We start from the raw sequence: 15,561 nt of genomic DNA, 5'->3' as shown, positions 1-15,561 counted from the left end.
CCCCATGATCCGCATCTTTGCCACTCTTGTTGCGCTCAGCCTCGCACCGGCAGCCCAGGCCGATGGCACGGCCCCTGCCCTGCCAGAGCCTGCGGCCGGTCAGTCCTGGTGGGGCCTCGGGTCCACCGGCATTCTGTGCTATCAACTGCCCTGCCCTTTCCACGGCGTCTTCCCGATCGCCCGCGATGGCACCAGGGGAAAACCGCTTTCGCCCGGAGATGACCGCGACCCGAACCTTGGCGGCCCGGATGCGGACCTGACACGGATCAGGGCGGCTTTCGCAGCCGGGGAATGCCTGATCGCCGAAGGGCGGCTTGAGGACGACCGGCTGCTGATCAGCCGCATTCACGGCCATTGCGATCCAGGGGGTGCACCATGAGATGCTGGTTGACCGGCGCGGCGCTTGTGCTTGCCATCGTCGCAGGCGGATGGTTTGGCTGGAGCGTATTGAGCGCGCCCTGCGGCTGGCTGGGGCGTGACGGCTGTGAGGCGCGGCTCCGCCTCCGCAATCTCACCATTGTCGGCGATACCATAGCCAGCGATGTGGAGGGGCGGCTCTGGCTGGCGGGGTGGATTATCAGCCCCGGCGGCGCGGCGATGATCGTCTCGAGGCCCGGATGGTCTTCGTCCGGCCCGACCTAACCGGCACCGGCGAAGAGCTCCGCATTGACACCGCCACCGGTGCCGCACCCGATCAGCTGCGGATCTCACCCAAAGCGGACCGGATCGCGCTGAGCTGCAATGCGCTTTACGTTTGCGACCTGCCGGGGGCAACAAACACGACCAGAGCCGGGTGATCGTCTATGAAGCGAATGGCGACAGGCTGTGGTTTGAAGGCATCCCACATCATGAAGCGCGGCCCGATGCCGATGCCCGCGCCTTTGATCTGGCCTGGTCGGCATCGGGTAGCGTGGTTTTTGCCCATCTGCCTTTCTTAGCGGAGGATGGCAGTCTGATCCTGACCCGGCAACTGCCGCTGGAGGGGCCGACCGGCCGCCTTGCCGCCACCGCGACAGAGATCGCAGGAACCGGCGTGACGCTGCCCGCGCTGCCTGCGGATTTCATCCCTTTTTCCCGCCAGCAAACCGCGCTTTCGCCGGATGGCGACCGGATCGCGGTCTTGTCGCGACGTTTTTCCGGCCCCGGCGCGCTGCGCGGGATGATCCGGGTGTTCGATCTGGAAACCGGCGCCATGCTCGTCCGCCATGACATTGCCGAAGATCTGGCCCCGCGATCCTCTGGCACCCGGAGCGCGACGCGGTGATCGTCGCGGTGAATGATCCGCCCGCTGAGGGCGCGGGGACTGAGCTGCGCTTTTACCGCGCAACGGAGGAAGGCAAATGAGACCGCGAAGCCTTTTGATCGCCGCAGGCCTTGCTGCCCTGCTGACCGGCGGCGGCTATGCACTGGCGCGCCAGGGGCTGCAGACCTGCGGCTGGCTCGACCGGCTGACTGGCGCTTCGGGCTGCCTTGGCAGTGTGAGGTTTGAAGGCGTGGCGCCTTCGCGCCTGAACAGTTCACTGCCCTATGGCGGTCAGGGGCAATTCCTGATCGCCTCGGACATCCTGACCGCCGATGGCTGGCGCACCGGGCTGATCCTGATTGACCCCGTTTCAGGGCGGGAAACCGGGCGCTACCAGGTTCCGATGCTCTATGGCGATGTGCAGCTTTTCACCGCGCCGGATGCGGGGCCGGGGGGGGATCCGGACGGGGGTCCGATCCTTATCGCCTGCGGCGTCACAGTGCCACGCTGCGGCGAGGATGGCGGCTCCGCCCTGAGCGCAGAGCGCGGCGCATTGCAGAATTTCACCGCCTTTCCGGTTTCAGATCCATATGTCTTTGCCTGGCCAGGCACGACCGTCCCTGATCAGGAAGCCTATGGCAACCGGGCTGAATTCGTCGCGGGAGGCGTAAGGATCCTTGCCGATCGCAGGCACGAGGGGTTGCAGCTTTTTGACCTGGACGGAACACTGGTCGCGGATCTGGCAAGGCAACAATTCCCGATGCAGATTATGTCGATCTCGCGCGATGGGATGCGGATCGCAAGCTGGGGTGCAAGGTCCGGCGCTTCGGGCGACAGCGACCGGATCATGATCTGGGATGGGATGGACGGACGCATGCTGGCTCAGATCGAAGGCAGCCGGGGTGGCGGCTGCGGGCCCAGCCTTTCTGGTCGCCGGATGGCAAGATGTTGTTTGCGCCTCGATTCTCAGAGGGTGCGATGATCATTGACCGGTTCAGCCTGCCATGAAGCGGTTATGGCGGATTTCCCTTATAGCGATTTGCGGTGTGGTAGCGCTGGTCCTTGTGCAGGGTCTGATCCGCGACCTGCTGGAACGCCCCGGCGATCATTTTGACGACCCCCAGACCCTTGCTCTGGCCGAGGCGCTGATGGCCCGGGACGAGGCCCGGATCACAGCCCTGGTTGCCGCAGGCGCCGATCTGAACGCGCAGGACAAGGACGGGCTGACCTTGCTGCAATGGCAGGTCAGGCGCGGTGATCTGCGGCGGACAAGGCAACTTCTGCTGCTGGGCGCGGATCCGAACCTGCAGGGGCTGCATGGCAATACCGCGCTGCATCTGGCCGCGGCCGAGCGAGGCGATGCGATGCTGAAACTCCTTCTGGATAACGGCGGTGACCCGGATGTGCGGGCAAAGCGGTTGGGCGAGAGCCCGATCTTCATAGCGCTGGATGCGAGAGCGCAGAAAAATATCGACCTGCTGATCGCGCGCGGGGCGGATATCGAACTCCCGAACAGCGAGGGCAGCCGCCCTCTGGCGAGTGCCGCCGCGATCAACAGTTTCGACACCGTTGTGATGCTCCTGAAGCGCGGGGCGGACCCGGAAGCGACCGACCGGCTCGGCTTAACCTTTCAGCCGTCCTTCTTCCGCACCGACCAAAGGCTGCTCAACGCCGGGGCGCTGCGCAACCGCACCTGGGTGATCGACTTCCTAAATGAGCGCGGCATCCCGCTGGACCCGCAGGCGCTGCGCGCGCCTTAAGTGCGCCTCACCAGATCTCGTTGCGGATCAGGGTTTCGGGCAGGTCTTCGCCGTCGAAAATGGCATCGACCGCGAAATGCACCAGCTGGAAGCGGCCATCTTTGTAACCCCATTCGGTCAGCGTATAGGCGTCATTCTGGCCGCGCCATTTATTGCGCTCGACCATCGTGCGGCTGGCGGGATCATAGACCGGATTGACCACCTCACGCAGGTCACGGATCTCGCCCAGGCTGACCGAGACCGGCTGCTGGCTCTGGTCCCCATCGGGCCAGACCACCTCGACCATGGGCGAGGGAAAGAGCACCTCGGTGATCGTGCCATGCTGATCGGCCATCAGGAAAACCTCGGTCTGGTTATAGGCGCCCCTCTGGCAGGGGAAGCCGATCAGCAGCGCCTGGCGGGCGGCGCTTTCCTCGCCGATCTGCAGCTCATGCCCGGCGGGCACCTCACCCCCGGGCCTCTCGCATTCCTCGGGCAGGTTGGCCGCGTGAAAAGCGGCAGCATCCGCGCGGGCCTTGTTCTGCCAGCCGCCCGCGTCACCGGCGAGGGCGCAGGATAGCGCGCGCGACAATCCTCAAGAAAAGCCATCGCCTCGGGACCGAGCATGTCAGGCAAAGGCGGGTTGTCGGCATAGGGAACCTGCATGTCGAGATAATCGCGGTCCCATATATCGGTGTAGCCAAGTTCCGCGCCCATCTCGGCGAACATCTCATTCGCGCGGTCGTAATCCTGCTGATGCCCCGGCAGATACTGGGAGGAATAGCGGCTCAGCTCCACCGCGCAGACCATGCGGTCATGAAGGTGGGGCGGCAGTGGGGTTTCCGCCGCCGCTGCGCCGGGGCTGATCATCAGGGCAAGGGCACCGCCCTGCAAAAGCGCGCGCCGAGTCATGTCGCTTCTCCGATGGTCAGCACCAGGAACGAGCGCTGCATATGCAAACGCAGCATCAGATCATAGGCGGGCTGGTGCCGGTATCGGCCCGGGGTGGCCACGGTCAGGGTCGCGGCGCAGAGCCCGCTTTCAGAGGCTTTGGTGCCCGATGTCAGCGTGCCCTGTGCATCTTCCGGCATCAGGGACTGCCAGCGCGCCTCCATCAGCCGCGCGGCGGTTTCGGCCGTTTCGCAATCGGCATAACTGAGCGAGAGGATCGCCGCGGGCCCGTCAAGCTGCGCATCGGTGAGGATGGCTCCAAACCAGGGCGGGATGCCAGCCTCACCCTCTTTGATCCGATCCTCAAGGCGCTGCCGGATCTCGTCGAGATTGCCTGCTTCGGGCAGCAAAAACTCGACCGGGTCGAGGCTCATCACCCCAAGCGCGGGCGAGACGACCATCGCATGAACCACCTCGCCATCGCCCACCGCCTGCGACAGCCCGTCAAGCGCGGTGATGATCACCGGGTTGTCGGCGGCCGAATTCCCTCGGCCAGCAGCACCGGCATCGCCTCGGGTGTGGTTGTGCTGATCACCAGATCCGCCTGCGCCACGGCAAAACGCGGCGCGCCCACGCGGCTGAGCCAGGGATCACCCGGATCGGCTTTTGCCAGATCCTGGGACAGCGGCTCGCCATTGCCGACCACACCGGGCAGACCGACCGGCGCAAAGCCGCGATCCGCAAGGCCCGCGATCAACCCGCTCGCCGCTGCCTCGTCTTTCAGGCCCCAGAGCACGACGTCATAGGGCGCCTGACCAAAGCCCGCGAAAAAGCGGACATCGTCCAGGGGCAGCCCGGCTTTTTCCGCCCAGGCCTGCGCATCACTCTCCAGCGCCGCCTCGAAGGGGCGCATAAAGGCCCCGGGCCAGGCGCGTGTCGACTTGCCCGGGGCAAGCGTGTTCATCGCCGTGACATTGACAAAAAAGGCCAGCTCGGGCGCGGGATTGGTGAGGATCACCTCGGGCAGGCCATCCAGCGCCTCACGCAGGGGGGTGACCCCATCGGCGAGGCTCTGGCTGGCGGGCAGCAAAAGGGCTGCAGCAAAGATGCTGTGACGCATGATCTGTCTCCTGGTCGGTCATCTGAAGGTAAGACGGTCGCGCGGGCGGCAAGTTTTGCCAGTGGGTGGATTTTTCCGCGCCGGTTTCTCAGCAGGCGCTTTCCGTCACAGCGCGATCTTGCGGCACTGAGTGACGCTGAGCCCCAGGTCATCAATGTTGCGATCCGGCAAAGGCGGGCGCCGGACGGCCAGAAAATCCGCTGACGGGTCAGCGCTGCCCGAGGTCACCACCCGCAGCCTTGCGGCATGGAAATCGGCATATTGGCTCTGCCGGTCCTGCAGCCAGGCCCAGGTATCTGCGCCTGCAGGCGCCTCTGCCGCCAGTGTGGCGAACCCTTTGGCAGCGGCGCGGGCGCGCTGCTCCTCATATTCCAGCGCGGCCTCAAGATCTGCATCGGGCAAAGCCAGGCGGCCTTCCCGTGCTGCGATAAAGGCATCAAGCACACGCTCACTGGCGACCCGCCCCTCCGGGCCTTCCCGCCCGGTAAAGATCGCGGCACAGACCGCATTCGTCTGATGGCAGAGCGGGCGAGGGCCCCGGACGGGCCTTCGGCAAGCAGCGCCATTTCACAATCGAGCCAGTCAGTGGACAGCCGCTCCGCAAGCCCGTCCAGCGCCGGTTGGGGACAGGGCTGTCGGTCGCAAGCAGCGCCTGCTGTTCTGTGCCGCGCAAAACCGCCTCGCGGTTGCCGGCCAGCCGGATTTTGAAATCGACCACTCCCAGCAGCGCGTCCCAGTCCTGCGCCGCGCTTTCAGGTGCCTCCAGAGGATCCAGCGCCGCCCGCAGGCGTTGCAATTCGGCGATCCCGGCCCCCAGGGCACGAGCGGCCCTTTCCCGGGTGGCGGCATCGGGGGTCTTGCGCCCGAAGCGCAGTTCGAGCGCCACAGCCGCGGCATTCTGCGCGGCTTTCATCACCCCTTCGGGGCGCGAAAACAGCTGATCGGCGCAGGTCTGGTTGGCCACCAGGCTGAACCCGGCCGCCTGCGCACCCACGGGCGCGGCGAGGCACAGCATCAAAGCGATATATTGCGGGCGGGTCATGAGCCGAAATCCGGCTTCGCCGCCCGCGCCAGGGCGTCGATCTGCTGATTGCGAAACGCGCTCAGCCCTTCGAGGAAGCGGCGCGCATCGGCCTCGCCATAGGCGCGGTGGCTGATCGCGAAGAGGAAAACCCCGTGCTGGCCCTGATCATCCTCGGCGGTGAAATAGCGGTAGCCATTCCATTCCAGGATCATTTCGCCCGCCTCGGTATGGCCGCTGATGACGAAATCCAGGATCAGCTCCTGGCCGTCCTTATGCTCAAGGATGCTGTAATTGGTCACCGGATCGCTGGCCTTGCGCGCATTGAGTTCGGTCACCTTCTGCGCGACAGCGTCGGCGGGGCTGATACCGCCCGCCAGAAACTCCAGCATGACCATGCTGGTCTGGGCGCCCGGCTGCTGTCCTGCCGGAAGGTATTCCTGCTTGGTATAATGCGGGGTGGGCTGCGAACTCCAGGCCAGGCCATACTCCGCGCCGCCAAGCGTGATGGGGCCGGGGATACCAAGGTAATCCTGCGCCATCTCGGCCATGGCCGCGCCGGTGTTAAGAAACAGCGCCATCGTCAATCCGGCAAGGGCCTGTCTGAACATCTCTGATCTCCTCTGAGCCGATTTCCCTTTTGCAGATGAGACGCGCGCCCGGCCTCCGACTTTTGCCAGGCTGAAAAAAACTCTGATGGCGCAAAAGCCGGGCCGGGGTCGGGCGTCCTACTGCCGAACCCGTTCTGAGGAGAGAGAGAATGAAAGCCGCAATTCTTGCCGCCAGCCTGATCGCCGCCGCCCATGGCGCCCATGCCGATGCCGCTGCCGATTATGTCGGCCTCGCGGGCAGCTATCTCACCACGATGGACCAGTCGCCCGATCTGACGGATCTCTCCGGCGAATGGCTGATGATGTCGCAGCTTTCTCCCGAGGCTCCCGCCGCGCCTGAGGATGTGACCCGGATGCTGGAACGCTTCTGCGGTGGCAATACCCCCACGAGTCTGGTGATCGAGGCGGTTTCCGATGTCAGCATGACCATGAGCCAGCAGATGCGCGATGTGACCTATACCGAGGGCTACCATTGGGCCGGCGGCCACCGCTTCCTGCGCGAGGGCAATATGGATGCGACGATCGAGCGGCTTGGTCTTGCGGGCATGGCGCCGGAAAAGCTGCGCCCGATGCGTCAGCAGATCGTGCGACAGCAGCTTGCGACGGTCGATATTCTGCGCCCGGCGCCTGATATGCTGGTGTTGATGCAGGATGGCATCGCCGGGATGCTGATCCGCTGCCCGGCGGGCTGAGCCATGCTGCGCCGCACCTTTCTGGGTCTTGCACTGGCCCTTGCACTGGCCCTTGCGCCGACCACCGCCCCTGCCGATGATCTCGCCGATCTGAACGAGGCTTTCGGGGCGGTGATCAATCCTCTGATGAAGGCGCGGGCGCATTTTGATACCTGTCGCGCCGCCTTTCCCGACCGCGAGGGGGCGCTGCGGGACGGGTTCAGCGCCTGGTATCACCGCCATGACATGGCCGAGGCCGAGCGCGCGATTGCGACTCTCGCTGCGGTCGATCCCGCCATTCAGGCACAGATGGATGAGGGCGAGGCGCTGGTGCGCCAGGCCATCGAGGCGGAAGTCACCGCCGATCCCTCGGGCTGCGATGATTTCGCAGGGGTTCTGGCTGACAGCTATGATCCGGGCCGGGCTTTGCAGCGCCTGAAACGCAGCCTGCGCCGATTCGGCCTTGATTTGCCTCCCGCCCCGCCCAGCCCGCACCCGCTGATGGCGGAAAATGAAGTGCTGCCGCTGGCTTTGCTGTCTGCGCGGATTGAAACCGTGATGTCCACGGTCGGCAGCCACGAAGGCTCCGCCGACAGCCGCGATCTGCGCGAGGCGCGGGGGGCCGAGGCCGAGGCCTGGCTGCGCGCGCATCCGGTGCTTATGGTCTCGGGGCGGGTGATTGATGATGATGAAATCCGCGACTGGCGCGGTGATCAGCAATCGCGTTTTACCCTGCGCTGCCGCAGTTTCGAGACGGATGCCTTTGAGGCCCATTTCGCGCAGATGATGGGCGAGGAGGCGGTGCTCACAGGCGGGGTGCGGTCGGTTACGGCCAATGCGACTGGCGGGGTGATCACGCTGGACCGCTGCAGCACTGAAGCCCTTGGCGATGCCAGGGGTCCGGTCGCAACCGGTGATGACAGCGCAGGCCTGATGCTGCGCCCACCAACTGCCGAAGAAATCTATGCCGGTCCGGGACAGGGGATCGCCACCAAGGACCTGACCCATATCCTCTACGAGGCCGATTTCGATTTCCGCATCGATGGCTTCGGCAACAGCTATACCGACCGCAATGAGGCGATCTGGCTTTTGCTGGACGATGGCAGCGCCTATCGCCATGGCTGGTCCTTCCCCTTCACCGACCTGAATGTCGATGTCTCAAAAGCCCGCGAACCCGACCGCTGGCTGCAATGGGAAGAAAGCGGCGAGGGCTTTGTCCTGACCGGGGCCGATGGCACCACCCAGGATCTGACCGGCGCGCAGGCGCTGGTCTCACCCGAGGCGGATTTCCGGCCCGAGGCGCGCTATTATTATCTCAATATCGGCATGGGGGGCGCGCGGTCGGACCGCAGCTATACCTTTACCGCAGAGGGCTCTGTCACCTATCGCCGGGGAGCGTTTGTGGCAGGCAATGTCGGCACCGGCTATCTGATCACCAGCGGCACTGCGGATGAACCCGTCACCTCGACCTATCGGTTTGAGGATTTCGCGCTGATCCTCCAGACGCCCGAGGGCGAGATCCGCCATTTTGTGGCCCGCCCCACCTCCTCTGACGCAACCCGGCCCGACACGCTGTTGATCGGCGGCACGGCCTATTGGCTGGAGAAGGACGAATGAGACGGGGTTGGTGCAGACGGATGCTCGCCGCACTGCTGGTGCTGGCGGCGGGTATAGGTCCCCTTATGGCCGAGGATCGTGATGCCAGCATCACCCATTTCCGCAGCCATGCTCTGGCCGAGATTGCAAACCCCGCGGGCCCGGATCAGGGTCTCACGGCGATGGCGGTCGAGGTCAGGCTTATCCTGTTGCAAAATCCACTTTCGCCGGGGGATGTCGCAGAATTCGGCGCACTTGCACGGGGGCTGCCGGGCGCATTGCCGGCCAATCGGGCGCTGATCCTTGATGTGCTGACCCAGATGCTGAACGCCGCCCGCGACCCGCAAAGCGCCGAACTCCCGGCGCAGGATCGCAAGGCGGCTCTGGGTGCCGCCCTGGCCCTCGCCAGTGAAGGGGAGACCGACAGCCGCGATGCCGCCTTGCGCTATCTGCGCGAAACCGGTGACAGGGCGGCTATCGGGCCGGCCATTGCCGCGATCCACGAAGGCGCTTCAACAACCCGACTGGAAGCGGCGTTCGTGCTCCATGACCATGCCAAAGGGCCAGAGGCCGCGCGGATCAGGGTCACGATCACCCGCGCCGATCCTGGGGAGGATGCGGATCTGCTTCGGCTTTTCGCAGCAATCCTCGCCCTGGGGCCGGAGTGAAATCGGGAACAACCGCCCTTTAAATAACATGTCAAAGACAGCCCGGAGGCAGAAATTGCCAAATCTTGCCAAGCCCTTTTTCGCCCTGATCCTTGGGATCGTGCCGTTCTTCCTCTTCATCGGCACCACCAGCATGACCACGTCAAATGGCGAGATAATAGCCGAAAGCCGCCTGAATTTCGGGGGGATTCTGCTCGCGCCGATCGGGGCAGGTCTCGCCTGGAGTGTCTTGTCAGAGCGCAGGCCGGGGCCTGCCGGGCGCAAGCCGCTGGCGGTGCTAGCCGCGCTGATCTGCGCGCTGCAACTGGTCAGCGCGTCCGGTCTGTGGCGCATCGACCCGCTGGACTGGCTGATGCCCGACCGCAATCTGCCCGCCCTGCAGTATACTGGCCTCTCCGGGATGACCGGATCGTGCTTTTGCCCGAGTCGGAGGAAAACTATTGTTGAACGTCACGTCCAACTTCAAAGATCTATCGCCGCATTACTGAACCTACACGCGGGAAGCAGCGTCAATGAAAATCCCGGCTAGGGAAAAGCTTCTTCGCTTGCTCCCTCGGGTGCAGCGCTCTGGCCGCTATACGCGTCGGTCTGACGGTCTCCCCTGCCCTCTCGGTCTCAGCCCCGATCCGCAACTGATGCCCGATGGTGAAAAGCCGTGCTGACAGATCCTCGATGCGCTCGGCGATCAGATGCGTCACCTGCCCGTCTCTCGGCAATGGCGCTTTTCGAGGAGACCCCTGCCCTTTCGAGACGAGCCTCAAGATCGGCCAGAAGCTCGATTTCGCCGCCAAAGAGATGCGGCACGCCCGAGACATCGACGATCAAGCCATCCGTTCCGTGTTTGGCGGCATATGGACCGTAGCGGCTCGCCCATCTGCGCAGACCATCGAGCGCCCTGCCCTCCCCGATCAGATCAACTGGCCGCGTGGAGAGCAGCGGACAGATGGCGCGCGCATCGGCCAGAGGCATGCCGCGATGGAGCCCGGCAGCGCTTGCGATGCTGTTGAGGCAATGCAGATGTTCCGCGTTCGACGCCCGGAGCGTCAACGCGAAAGGCCCTCAACGGGGCGGGCTCTCAGGCTGATGTCGCTCGCCAGCCTGAGGAACCAGATGGACAGCAGCCGTCGTGCCGTTCCAACTCACATCATAGATTCCGGGCGTTCCCTGTTTGTTCTTATTGGGGATCCAGCGATGACGAGTCGAGCCCAGCGGATCACATTTCCAGCGGGTCTCGGCGACATTGCTTCCCTTGCCCTCATGGATCAGCACGAGGCCCGTTGTGTCCCCGGCCTCCGCGGCCAGTTGGAGCCGCCTGCCCGCGGTCAGCGAGATCGGCTTTTCCGGAGCGGCGATGACCAGAGAAACCGGTCGTGCCCTTAGCGCTTCTTCGACGGTCCAGCGCAAATCGGTCTCGTCTTTCGCCTCTATGAAATACAACCGCTCGGCTATGCCGTCTGGCAGGGATCCTGGCATTGGCCGATCACGGTCATGCGTCAACACGATCCAGAAGACCGGTCCCGCCAATCTTGCTGCGTGGAATAGTGCAAAGCCGGTTCGGCCCCGGCCCTCGACATCGTGAACGCGGCCCTTCAATAGGTGAAGCGATTCATCACTTCCGGCCTGTAGCTGGTCACGCAGGATCTGCACGCGTTCCCTCCGCTACTATATCGAGAAGCCCATTAGCCAGCGGCCGTTGGAGCTTGAGGGCTTCGCTTGTGTCCGCGGTCAGCCAGCAGCGCCATTCGTCCGGACGCGTCAGAACTACTGGCATAGCTTTCGGATGTATGGGGCGAACCGCATCATTTGGTTCACAGATCAGAAATCCGAAGAGCTGAGCTGTTACCTCGCCCTTCTTCAGCTTTCTGACCGAAGTCCATTCGGTGCGGATCCCGGCAAAGAACGCGAGTGGTCGACCCTAGCCAAGTGCGAACCAGACCGGGTTGTTGCGCGGCGGGTCTGGCATCGAGTTCGGAAAAGCTAGTGAAGGGAACGAGACAGCGATGTTCAGCCCCGAGCCATCTGCGCCAATGGGGCGAGCTGACATTGCGGATGTTCGTCACGCCGGGGTCAGTGTGCTTGCCGGCCAGATAAACGGGTGGGGTCGGGATACCCCATCGATCCGTGGTCAGTGTCCAATCCCGTCCTTTACTGCGGCGAATGATCGGCGCAGCGTAGTCGGGAAAGATACCGGAATCAGGGGCCAGGTTACCTGCGGTATCGATCAGTTCCTCATCTTCTTCCAGCACATCACGAAAGACCTGGTGCATGGCTTCCTGGCTCTTGGTCTGGGAATAGAGGTTGCACATGATTCCTCCTCGCGGCATCTCCGCTTGAGAACAATCAACGAACCTATTCGATTCCACTCGAGCGGTCTATCTGCGTATTTAGGGCCATGCGACCGCGGTCATGCATCACGCTCGTAGGACGGATCTGACATAGGCATCAGGGTTGAGAATAGTTCCGATCTGCTTTGCCATGCGGTTTTCGAGTCTGAGAAGTTCCCAAAGCCCAAGCCTGCTTGCTGCGCTGGCGAGGATGTCCTGGCTTATTCTCAGCATCTTCCCGAATTCGAAAGCGATACGTGTGGCCTCTTGGGCGCTGGTCGGTTCTTCATAGAAAGCGCTGACCTCGGACAGGGCTGTCCAACTTGGAAGGTCATCGACTTCTCGCTTTCTTTTTTTTGTATCTGACTCTTGCTCTATGTGGCGGACATTCCGTCCGTCAGAGGCGGGCTTTTGCTCGGTTTGCGGCAGGTCGCAGGTTTTTGCGGCGAGGGCCTGAAAGGTTTCAGGGACCGCTTGGTCTGGGGCGCGGTCCATGGCGGTCTCTGCGCAGGATGTCGTGTTAGCGACTTCTGCATTGGAGGGCAGGGGTTGCTCAATCTCTTCGATTTCGCAATGGACTACAGCTTGTGGGGCTGCATGTGACGAGAGGACTGCGGTCAGCTGCGAGAGAGCTCCCCGAGCCTCAATGAGGGTCAGCGAGGTCCGCCGAACTAGGTTTTGCAAACCGTCAATGAACGTGGCGACAACGTCGGTCAATTGAAGTTCGGCGCAGGCCGCGCGGAGTCTGAGGATCTGTGCCCGCAGCCCCCGCAACTCGTCTGCTTCTTCGCGGCGGCGCAGGGCCAGCGCGAGAAGTGCGTCCGATTGTGCAAAGAGTGGGGAGAGGTCCAACCCGAAGGCGCCGATGGGCTTGCCATGCTGCATGACCGGGAAGCGCTTGCCATTTGCACTGTTGCGGCGACGGATCAGGCCGGCGGCTTCGAGAGTTTCCAGATGTCGTCGCAGTTGACGGTCGGTGAGACCCTTGGCGCGGAAGCATAGAGTATCGTTGCTGGCGTACACCGTGAGCAGGGTGGTCGGAGAGACGGGTGTATCGCGGCCATCCGCGCCTTGGCAGGGCAGGCAGCTCAGCAGCGCATCGAGGACTACAACCGCCCCTTGCCGAATTCCGAGATCGCGACTGCATGTGTTGACCGCGGCCATGATGTCACGACGTGAGATCGGCCGGAATGCTGGCTGCAGGGTGATCGAACCCATGCCGGGGAGCGAGTGCTCCTCAGATTTGGCACAGATCTTCTGTGCCCCGGCCGCAAGGGCCGTGGATGTGATGTGGTTCATTGTGATTTAGGAAGAAAAAGTGCCCCCGATCACCGCAAGCGATGTTGATGCCGATTCGCATATAGGGTATCAATCAGGTGTCGAGACTAATTGAGGCCCTTCGGAAGCACCGCTTTCGGGGGTCTTTCTTTTTCGCTCCTGTCCTCCTTTCTGCTCGTTATCGTTATTATGAGTTGTCCGTCTTGACCGCGGTCAAGACGGTATGGCTGTGCCTCGGGCAGGTTCCGGCGCTTCTTCTTGACCGCGGTCAAGAAGTTCAGCAACCAGTTTGCGAACGGCGTCTTCAAGGTGAGGCAGCATCAAGAGATCAGCTTCGAGAGTGATTTTGTTGCCCTTCCGCTTGACCGTGATCCGATCTGACGTCGCCGGCTTTGTGGCGGGGGCAGGGGGAGGACTCATGCGGTTTATGGCCAGTTCCAGCCGCTCGGCACCGGGAAGGTCCTTCGGCAAACTATCCGCCGCCGCAGCTGCGAGATCGGGGTTGTTTCGCAAAGCTTTGCAAGCTTTTCCCAGACCCGCCGCCCGAGCCATGCGCCGGTCCAATGGCCCGGATCAGGACCATCGGGATTGCAGATGCGATACGGTGCATCCGTGAAACCAGAGACTCATCGATTTGCAATGCCCGATACGCAACTGTCTGGGCGTTCTTCCGCGTCTCGTCGGTCTTGCCGAGTTCTGCGATGATGCCTGAAACAAAAATCGCCCGTTCGATAAACGAGGGATCTTGGCGCGCATTGTTCTCTACGCCTTGGGCGATCAGAGCTTCTTCGTCCGAAAGCTCCATGACCGTGGCCCGGACTTTTTGTCCTAGCTCTCGGCAGGCGAGAAGGCGCCGCCTGCCATAAACGATCTCATAGGCCCCGTCCGCCAGGCGGCGGACAAGGATGGCCACCTTCTGGCCGTGCTCCCTGATAGACTCCACCAGCTCTTCGAGACCGTCTGACGGATCGAGGCGATCCTGAACCGCGGACATGCGGATCAGATTTGGGTCGAGCAGCCGGGTGGCATGTTTGTCCTCCTCGAGAACCGAAGCCTGGGCCCGTGCAACGGTCGGACTGGTCCGGGTCTGTACCGCATGGGCCTCAATGGCATCGAGAGAAACACCTTCTTCCATCGCTTTTTTGAGCGTGGAGCCGAATACCTTACGCGCCATCAGTCCGTCCCAAGCCTTACGGATTTCCCGTTCGATCTCGTCGGTAATCCGAGAGACGGATTCGATTGCACGCTCGTATGTCCGACGGTTCACGTCCTTCGGCTCTACTTCGAAGATACTCTGCTGCGTGTTCGCAGCATCGCCGACGGCAGTCGATTTGAGGAACTCGGCGGGCAGGACCGAATCCCGAGCACCGTTCGCAGAAGAGACGAGATCTGCACCTGTGGCCCGTCTGTCGGTTCATAGCGGGTCAACAGAAGACGAACGAAGTTCAGCCCATGCTCAGGAGCGTGGCTCTCGACCACGCCCATTAGGCTGCTTGCCATTTTAAGAAAGCTGGCGAGAGACATCACATCCAGCATGGAGGCATTAAGTGGGATCAGGACGCCCGTTGACGCAAAGATGGAAGAGATCACCGAGAAGTTGAGCTGCGGTGGTGTGTCGATGAGGACGATATCGTAATTACCAAGAACGGGTTCGAGCGCTTCCTTGAGTTGGGTGTGGAAGGTCGTCGTCCCGCTGCGGAAGCTTAATGCAACCTCGAACTCATACTCCATGATGTCCATCGACGCGGGGATGAGGTCCACGGTAGGGAAGTTGGTTTTCCTGATGATCTCTGAAGCGGGCAGGGGGTTCTCTGCGCGAATGAGATCGTAGGAGGTCGGCAAGTCGGGCGCGAGCTCGGGCGTGATACCGAAGAGATTGGTCAGGCTGGCCTGACTGTCCAGATCGATGAGCAGTACACGATAGCCGCGCAAACCAAGAAGCTGCCCAAGGTGGGTCACGGTCGAGGTCTTGGCAGAGCCGCCCTTCAGATTGAAGACAGTTACAACCTGACAGGCTTCGCCGTCCGTGCGATGGGGGTGATCCTCACGGCGGATGCGCCCTGTGTCCAGAAGTATGCGCTGCGCCTCGACCAGTTCGCTGGCAGTAAAAGATCGCCGATTGCCACCTTCCAGTATGCCCTCCGGAAAACCTTCCAAGTTTGACACATGATGGCGAAAGGTATTTTGATTAATGCGCAACAGATCGGCGGCTTCGCGCATGGCGAAGCGCCGAAGGCCCTTTTGAGCATCCGGTGGGAACGTCTCTTCGGCATGCTCTCGCAAACGGTTGCCGAGCCGCGTAGACATTGTTTCGAACCGCTGAGATGCCTGTATCGCACTCATTGCTGCCCTCGATGTTGTTATTTTTTGTTACTTTAACAGCTTTTCTCGATTAATCC

Annotated in this window: 24 protein-coding genes; 10 read left to right on the top strand and 14 right to left on the bottom strand. The window is 62.6% G+C overall.

All coding sequences use genetic code 11. The annotated features are described in order from the left end of the window. Positions 1–4 precede the first annotated feature (4 nt). From QNO18_RS24560 to QNO18_RS24540, 5 genes are all read left to right on the top strand, one after another. Positions 5–379: a hypothetical protein gene (locus QNO18_RS24560; protein WP_283180077.1), complete on the top strand. Its 375-nt coding sequence runs from the start codon at positions 5–7 to the stop codon at positions 377–379. After that, positions 376–642, top strand: a complete 267-nt coding sequence (locus QNO18_RS24555; protein ID WP_283180076.1) for a hypothetical protein — start codon at positions 376–378, stop codon at positions 640–642. The genes QNO18_RS24560 and QNO18_RS24555 overlap by 4 nt, the downstream gene beginning before the upstream one ends. A 112-nt stretch (positions 643–754) precedes the next feature. Then, on the top strand, positions 755–1,264 hold the full coding sequence (locus QNO18_RS24550; RefSeq protein WP_283180075.1) for a hypothetical protein: 510 nt from the start codon (positions 755–757) through the stop codon (positions 1,262–1,264). A 76-nt stretch (positions 1,265–1,340) separates the two neighbouring features. Next, positions 1,341–2,225, top strand: coding sequence for a hypothetical protein (locus QNO18_RS24545; RefSeq protein WP_283180074.1), 885 nt, complete (start codon positions 1,341–1,343; stop codon positions 2,223–2,225). A 64-nt stretch (positions 2,226–2,289) separates the two neighbouring features. Further along, entirely contained in the window at positions 2,290–3,003 is a 714-nt protein-coding gene (locus tag QNO18_RS24540) for an ankyrin repeat domain-containing protein (protein WP_283180073.1), read from the top strand. Positions 3,004–3,010: 7 nt separating this feature from the next. Here the strand turns inward: QNO18_RS24540 and QNO18_RS24535 are convergent, their stop codons facing one another. The 7 genes from QNO18_RS24535 to QNO18_RS24505 form a co-directional block, all read right to left on the bottom strand. Then, entirely contained in the window at positions 3,011–3,448 is a 438-nt protein-coding gene (locus tag QNO18_RS24535) for a DUF1176 domain-containing protein (RefSeq protein WP_283180072.1), read from the bottom strand. Beyond that, entirely contained in the window at positions 3,388–3,894 is a 507-nt protein-coding gene (locus QNO18_RS24530) for a hypothetical protein (protein ID WP_283180071.1), read from the bottom strand. Before QNO18_RS24530 ends, QNO18_RS24535 begins: the two co-directional genes overlap by 61 nt. Beyond that, positions 3,891–4,397: a hypothetical protein gene (locus QNO18_RS24525; RefSeq protein ID WP_283180070.1), complete on the bottom strand. Its 507-nt coding sequence runs from the start codon at positions 4,395–4,397 to the stop codon at positions 3,891–3,893. Before QNO18_RS24525 ends, QNO18_RS24530 begins: the two co-directional genes overlap by 4 nt. Beyond that, positions 4,394–4,993 carry a hypothetical protein gene (locus tag QNO18_RS24520; protein ID WP_283180069.1) on the bottom strand — a complete coding sequence of 200 codons (600 nt, stop codon included), beginning with the start codon at positions 4,991–4,993 and terminating at the stop codon, positions 4,394–4,396. The genes QNO18_RS24525 and QNO18_RS24520 overlap by 4 nt, the downstream gene beginning before the upstream one ends. 105 nt (positions 4,994–5,098) lie before the next feature. Further along, positions 5,099–5,437 (bottom strand): hypothetical protein, encoded by a 339-nt coding sequence (locus QNO18_RS24515; RefSeq protein WP_283180068.1) that lies wholly within the window; start codon positions 5,435–5,437, stop codon positions 5,099–5,101. A 4-nt stretch (positions 5,438–5,441) separates the two neighbouring features. Next, positions 5,442–6,035: a hypothetical protein gene (locus QNO18_RS24510; RefSeq protein WP_283180067.1), complete on the bottom strand. Its 594-nt coding sequence runs from the start codon at positions 6,033–6,035 to the stop codon at positions 5,442–5,444. Continuing rightward, a complete protein-coding gene (locus QNO18_RS24505) occupies positions 6,032–6,625 on the bottom strand; it encodes a hypothetical protein (RefSeq protein ID WP_283180066.1) in 594 nt (197 codons plus the stop codon). Before QNO18_RS24505 ends, QNO18_RS24510 begins: the two co-directional genes overlap by 4 nt. A 149-nt stretch (positions 6,626–6,774) precedes the next feature. Here QNO18_RS24505 and QNO18_RS24500 point away from each other — a divergent pair, with 149 nt between their 5' ends. From QNO18_RS24500 to QNO18_RS24485, 4 genes are read left to right on the top strand one after another with little or no spacing between them, the layout of a single operon-like run. Next, complete coding sequence (locus QNO18_RS24500; RefSeq protein WP_283180065.1) at positions 6,775–7,317, top strand: hypothetical protein; 543 nt, start codon at positions 6,775–6,777, stop codon at positions 7,315–7,317. Positions 7,318–7,320: 3 nt separating this feature from the next. Then, the gene (locus tag QNO18_RS24495) at positions 7,321–8,913 is read left to right on the top strand and encodes a hypothetical protein (RefSeq protein ID WP_283180064.1); all 1,593 of its coding nucleotides are present in this window, start codon (positions 7,321–7,323) and stop codon (positions 8,911–8,913) included. Between the two features lie 20 nt (positions 8,914–8,933). Beyond that, on the top strand, positions 8,934–9,560 hold the full coding sequence (locus tag QNO18_RS24490; RefSeq protein WP_283180063.1) for a hypothetical protein: 627 nt from the start codon (positions 8,934–8,936) through the stop codon (positions 9,558–9,560). Positions 9,561–9,615: 55 nt separating this feature from the next. Then, positions 9,616–10,089 carry a hypothetical protein gene (locus QNO18_RS24485; RefSeq protein ID WP_283180062.1) on the top strand — a complete coding sequence of 158 codons (474 nt, stop codon included), beginning with the start codon at positions 9,616–9,618 and terminating at the stop codon, positions 10,087–10,089. Between the two features lie 86 nt (positions 10,090–10,175). Here QNO18_RS24485 and QNO18_RS24480 read toward each other — a convergent pair whose 3' ends face one another. From QNO18_RS24480 to QNO18_RS24465, 5 genes are all read right to left on the bottom strand, one after another. After that, a complete protein-coding gene (locus tag QNO18_RS24480; protein WP_283180061.1) occupies positions 10,176–10,607 on the bottom strand; it encodes a hypothetical protein in 432 nt (143 codons plus the stop codon). Positions 10,608–10,619: 12 nt separating this feature from the next. Then, a complete protein-coding gene (locus QNO18_RS24475) occupies positions 10,620–11,207 on the bottom strand; it encodes a hypothetical protein (protein ID WP_283180060.1) in 588 nt (195 codons plus the stop codon). After that, on the bottom strand, positions 11,191–11,418 hold the full coding sequence (locus tag QNO18_RS25900; RefSeq protein WP_349293953.1) for a hypothetical protein: 228 nt from the start codon (positions 11,416–11,418) through the stop codon (positions 11,191–11,193). The genes QNO18_RS24475 and QNO18_RS25900 overlap by 17 nt, the downstream gene beginning before the upstream one ends. Then, the gene (locus QNO18_RS24470) at positions 11,369–11,866 is read right to left on the bottom strand and encodes an SOS response-associated peptidase family protein (protein WP_283180059.1); all 498 of its coding nucleotides are present in this window, start codon (positions 11,864–11,866) and stop codon (positions 11,369–11,371) included. Before QNO18_RS24470 ends, QNO18_RS25900 begins: the two co-directional genes overlap by 50 nt. A 105-nt stretch (positions 11,867–11,971) precedes the next feature. Beyond that, positions 11,972–13,102, bottom strand: coding sequence for a helix-turn-helix domain-containing protein (locus tag QNO18_RS24465; RefSeq protein WP_283180058.1), 1,131 nt, complete (start codon positions 13,100–13,102; stop codon positions 11,972–11,974). A 318-nt stretch (positions 13,103–13,420) separates the two neighbouring features. Between QNO18_RS24465 and QNO18_RS24460 the strand changes: the two genes are divergently transcribed. Continuing rightward, entirely contained in the window at positions 13,421–13,543 is a 123-nt protein-coding gene (locus QNO18_RS24460; protein WP_283180057.1) for a hypothetical protein, read from the top strand. Between the two features lie 91 nt (positions 13,544–13,634). On the opposite strand, the gene QNO18_RS24455 is transcribed toward QNO18_RS24460, so the two are convergent. Both QNO18_RS24455 and QNO18_RS24450 read right to left on the bottom strand, forming a co-directional pair. Then, positions 13,635–14,336: a ParB/RepB/Spo0J family partition protein gene (locus tag QNO18_RS24455; RefSeq protein WP_283180056.1), complete on the bottom strand. Its 702-nt coding sequence runs from the start codon at positions 14,334–14,336 to the stop codon at positions 13,635–13,637. Positions 14,337–14,440: 104 nt separating this feature from the next. Continuing rightward, positions 14,441–15,469, bottom strand: a complete 1,029-nt coding sequence (locus QNO18_RS24450; RefSeq protein WP_283180055.1) for an AAA family ATPase — start codon at positions 15,467–15,469, stop codon at positions 14,441–14,443. Positions 15,470–15,561 lie beyond the last annotated feature (92 nt).

The sequence above is a fragment of the Gemmobacter sp. 24YEA27 genome (assembly GCF_030052995.1).
GTDB lineage: Bacteria > Pseudomonadota > Alphaproteobacteria > Rhodobacterales > Rhodobacteraceae > Pseudogemmobacter.
This window is presented reverse-complemented; position numbering and strand designations above follow the sequence as displayed.

Excerpts from the sequence above, each read along its gene's own strand:
- QNO18_RS24520 (WP_283180069.1), bottom strand. The coding sequence starts at position 4,993 with ATGCGTCACAGCATCTTTGCTGCAGCCCTTTTGCTGCCCGCCAGCCAG.
- QNO18_RS24490 (WP_283180063.1), top strand. The coding sequence starts at position 8,934 with ATGCTCGCCGCACTGCTGGTGCTGGCGGCGGGTATAGGTCCCCTTATG.
- QNO18_RS24510 (WP_283180067.1), bottom strand. The coding sequence starts at position 6,035 with ATGACCCGCCCGCAATATATCGCTTTGATGCTGTGCCTCGCCGCGCCC.
- QNO18_RS24450 (WP_283180055.1), bottom strand. The coding sequence starts at position 15,469 with ATGTCTACGCGGCTCGGCAACCGTTTGCGAGAGCATGCCGAAGAGACG.
- QNO18_RS24530 (WP_283180071.1), bottom strand. The coding sequence starts at position 3,894 with ATGACTCGGCGCGCGCTTTTGCAGGGCGGTGCCCTTGCCCTGATGATC.
- QNO18_RS24465 (WP_283180058.1), bottom strand. The coding sequence starts at position 13,102 with ATGGGTTCGATCACCCTGCAGCCAGCATTCCGGCCGATCTCACGTCGT.
- QNO18_RS24560 (WP_283180077.1), top strand. The coding sequence starts at position 5 with ATGATCCGCATCTTTGCCACTCTTGTTGCGCTCAGCCTCGCACCGGCA.
- QNO18_RS24505 (WP_283180066.1), bottom strand. The coding sequence starts at position 6,625 with ATGTTCAGACAGGCCCTTGCCGGATTGACGATGGCGCTGTTTCTTAAC.
- QNO18_RS24545 (WP_283180074.1), top strand. The coding sequence starts at position 1,341 with ATGAGACCGCGAAGCCTTTTGATCGCCGCAGGCCTTGCTGCCCTGCTG.
- QNO18_RS24470 (WP_283180059.1), bottom strand. The coding sequence starts at position 11,866 with ATGTGCAACCTCTATTCCCAGACCAAGAGCCAGGAAGCCATGCACCAG.
- QNO18_RS24495 (WP_283180064.1), top strand. The coding sequence starts at position 7,321 with ATGCTGCGCCGCACCTTTCTGGGTCTTGCACTGGCCCTTGCACTGGCC.
- QNO18_RS24500 (WP_283180065.1), top strand. The coding sequence starts at position 6,775 with ATGAAAGCCGCAATTCTTGCCGCCAGCCTGATCGCCGCCGCCCATGGC.
- QNO18_RS24455 (WP_283180056.1), bottom strand. The coding sequence starts at position 14,336 with ATGGCGCGTAAGGTATTCGGCTCCACGCTCAAAAAAGCGATGGAAGAA.
- QNO18_RS24555 (WP_283180076.1), top strand. The coding sequence starts at position 376 with ATGAGATGCTGGTTGACCGGCGCGGCGCTTGTGCTTGCCATCGTCGCA.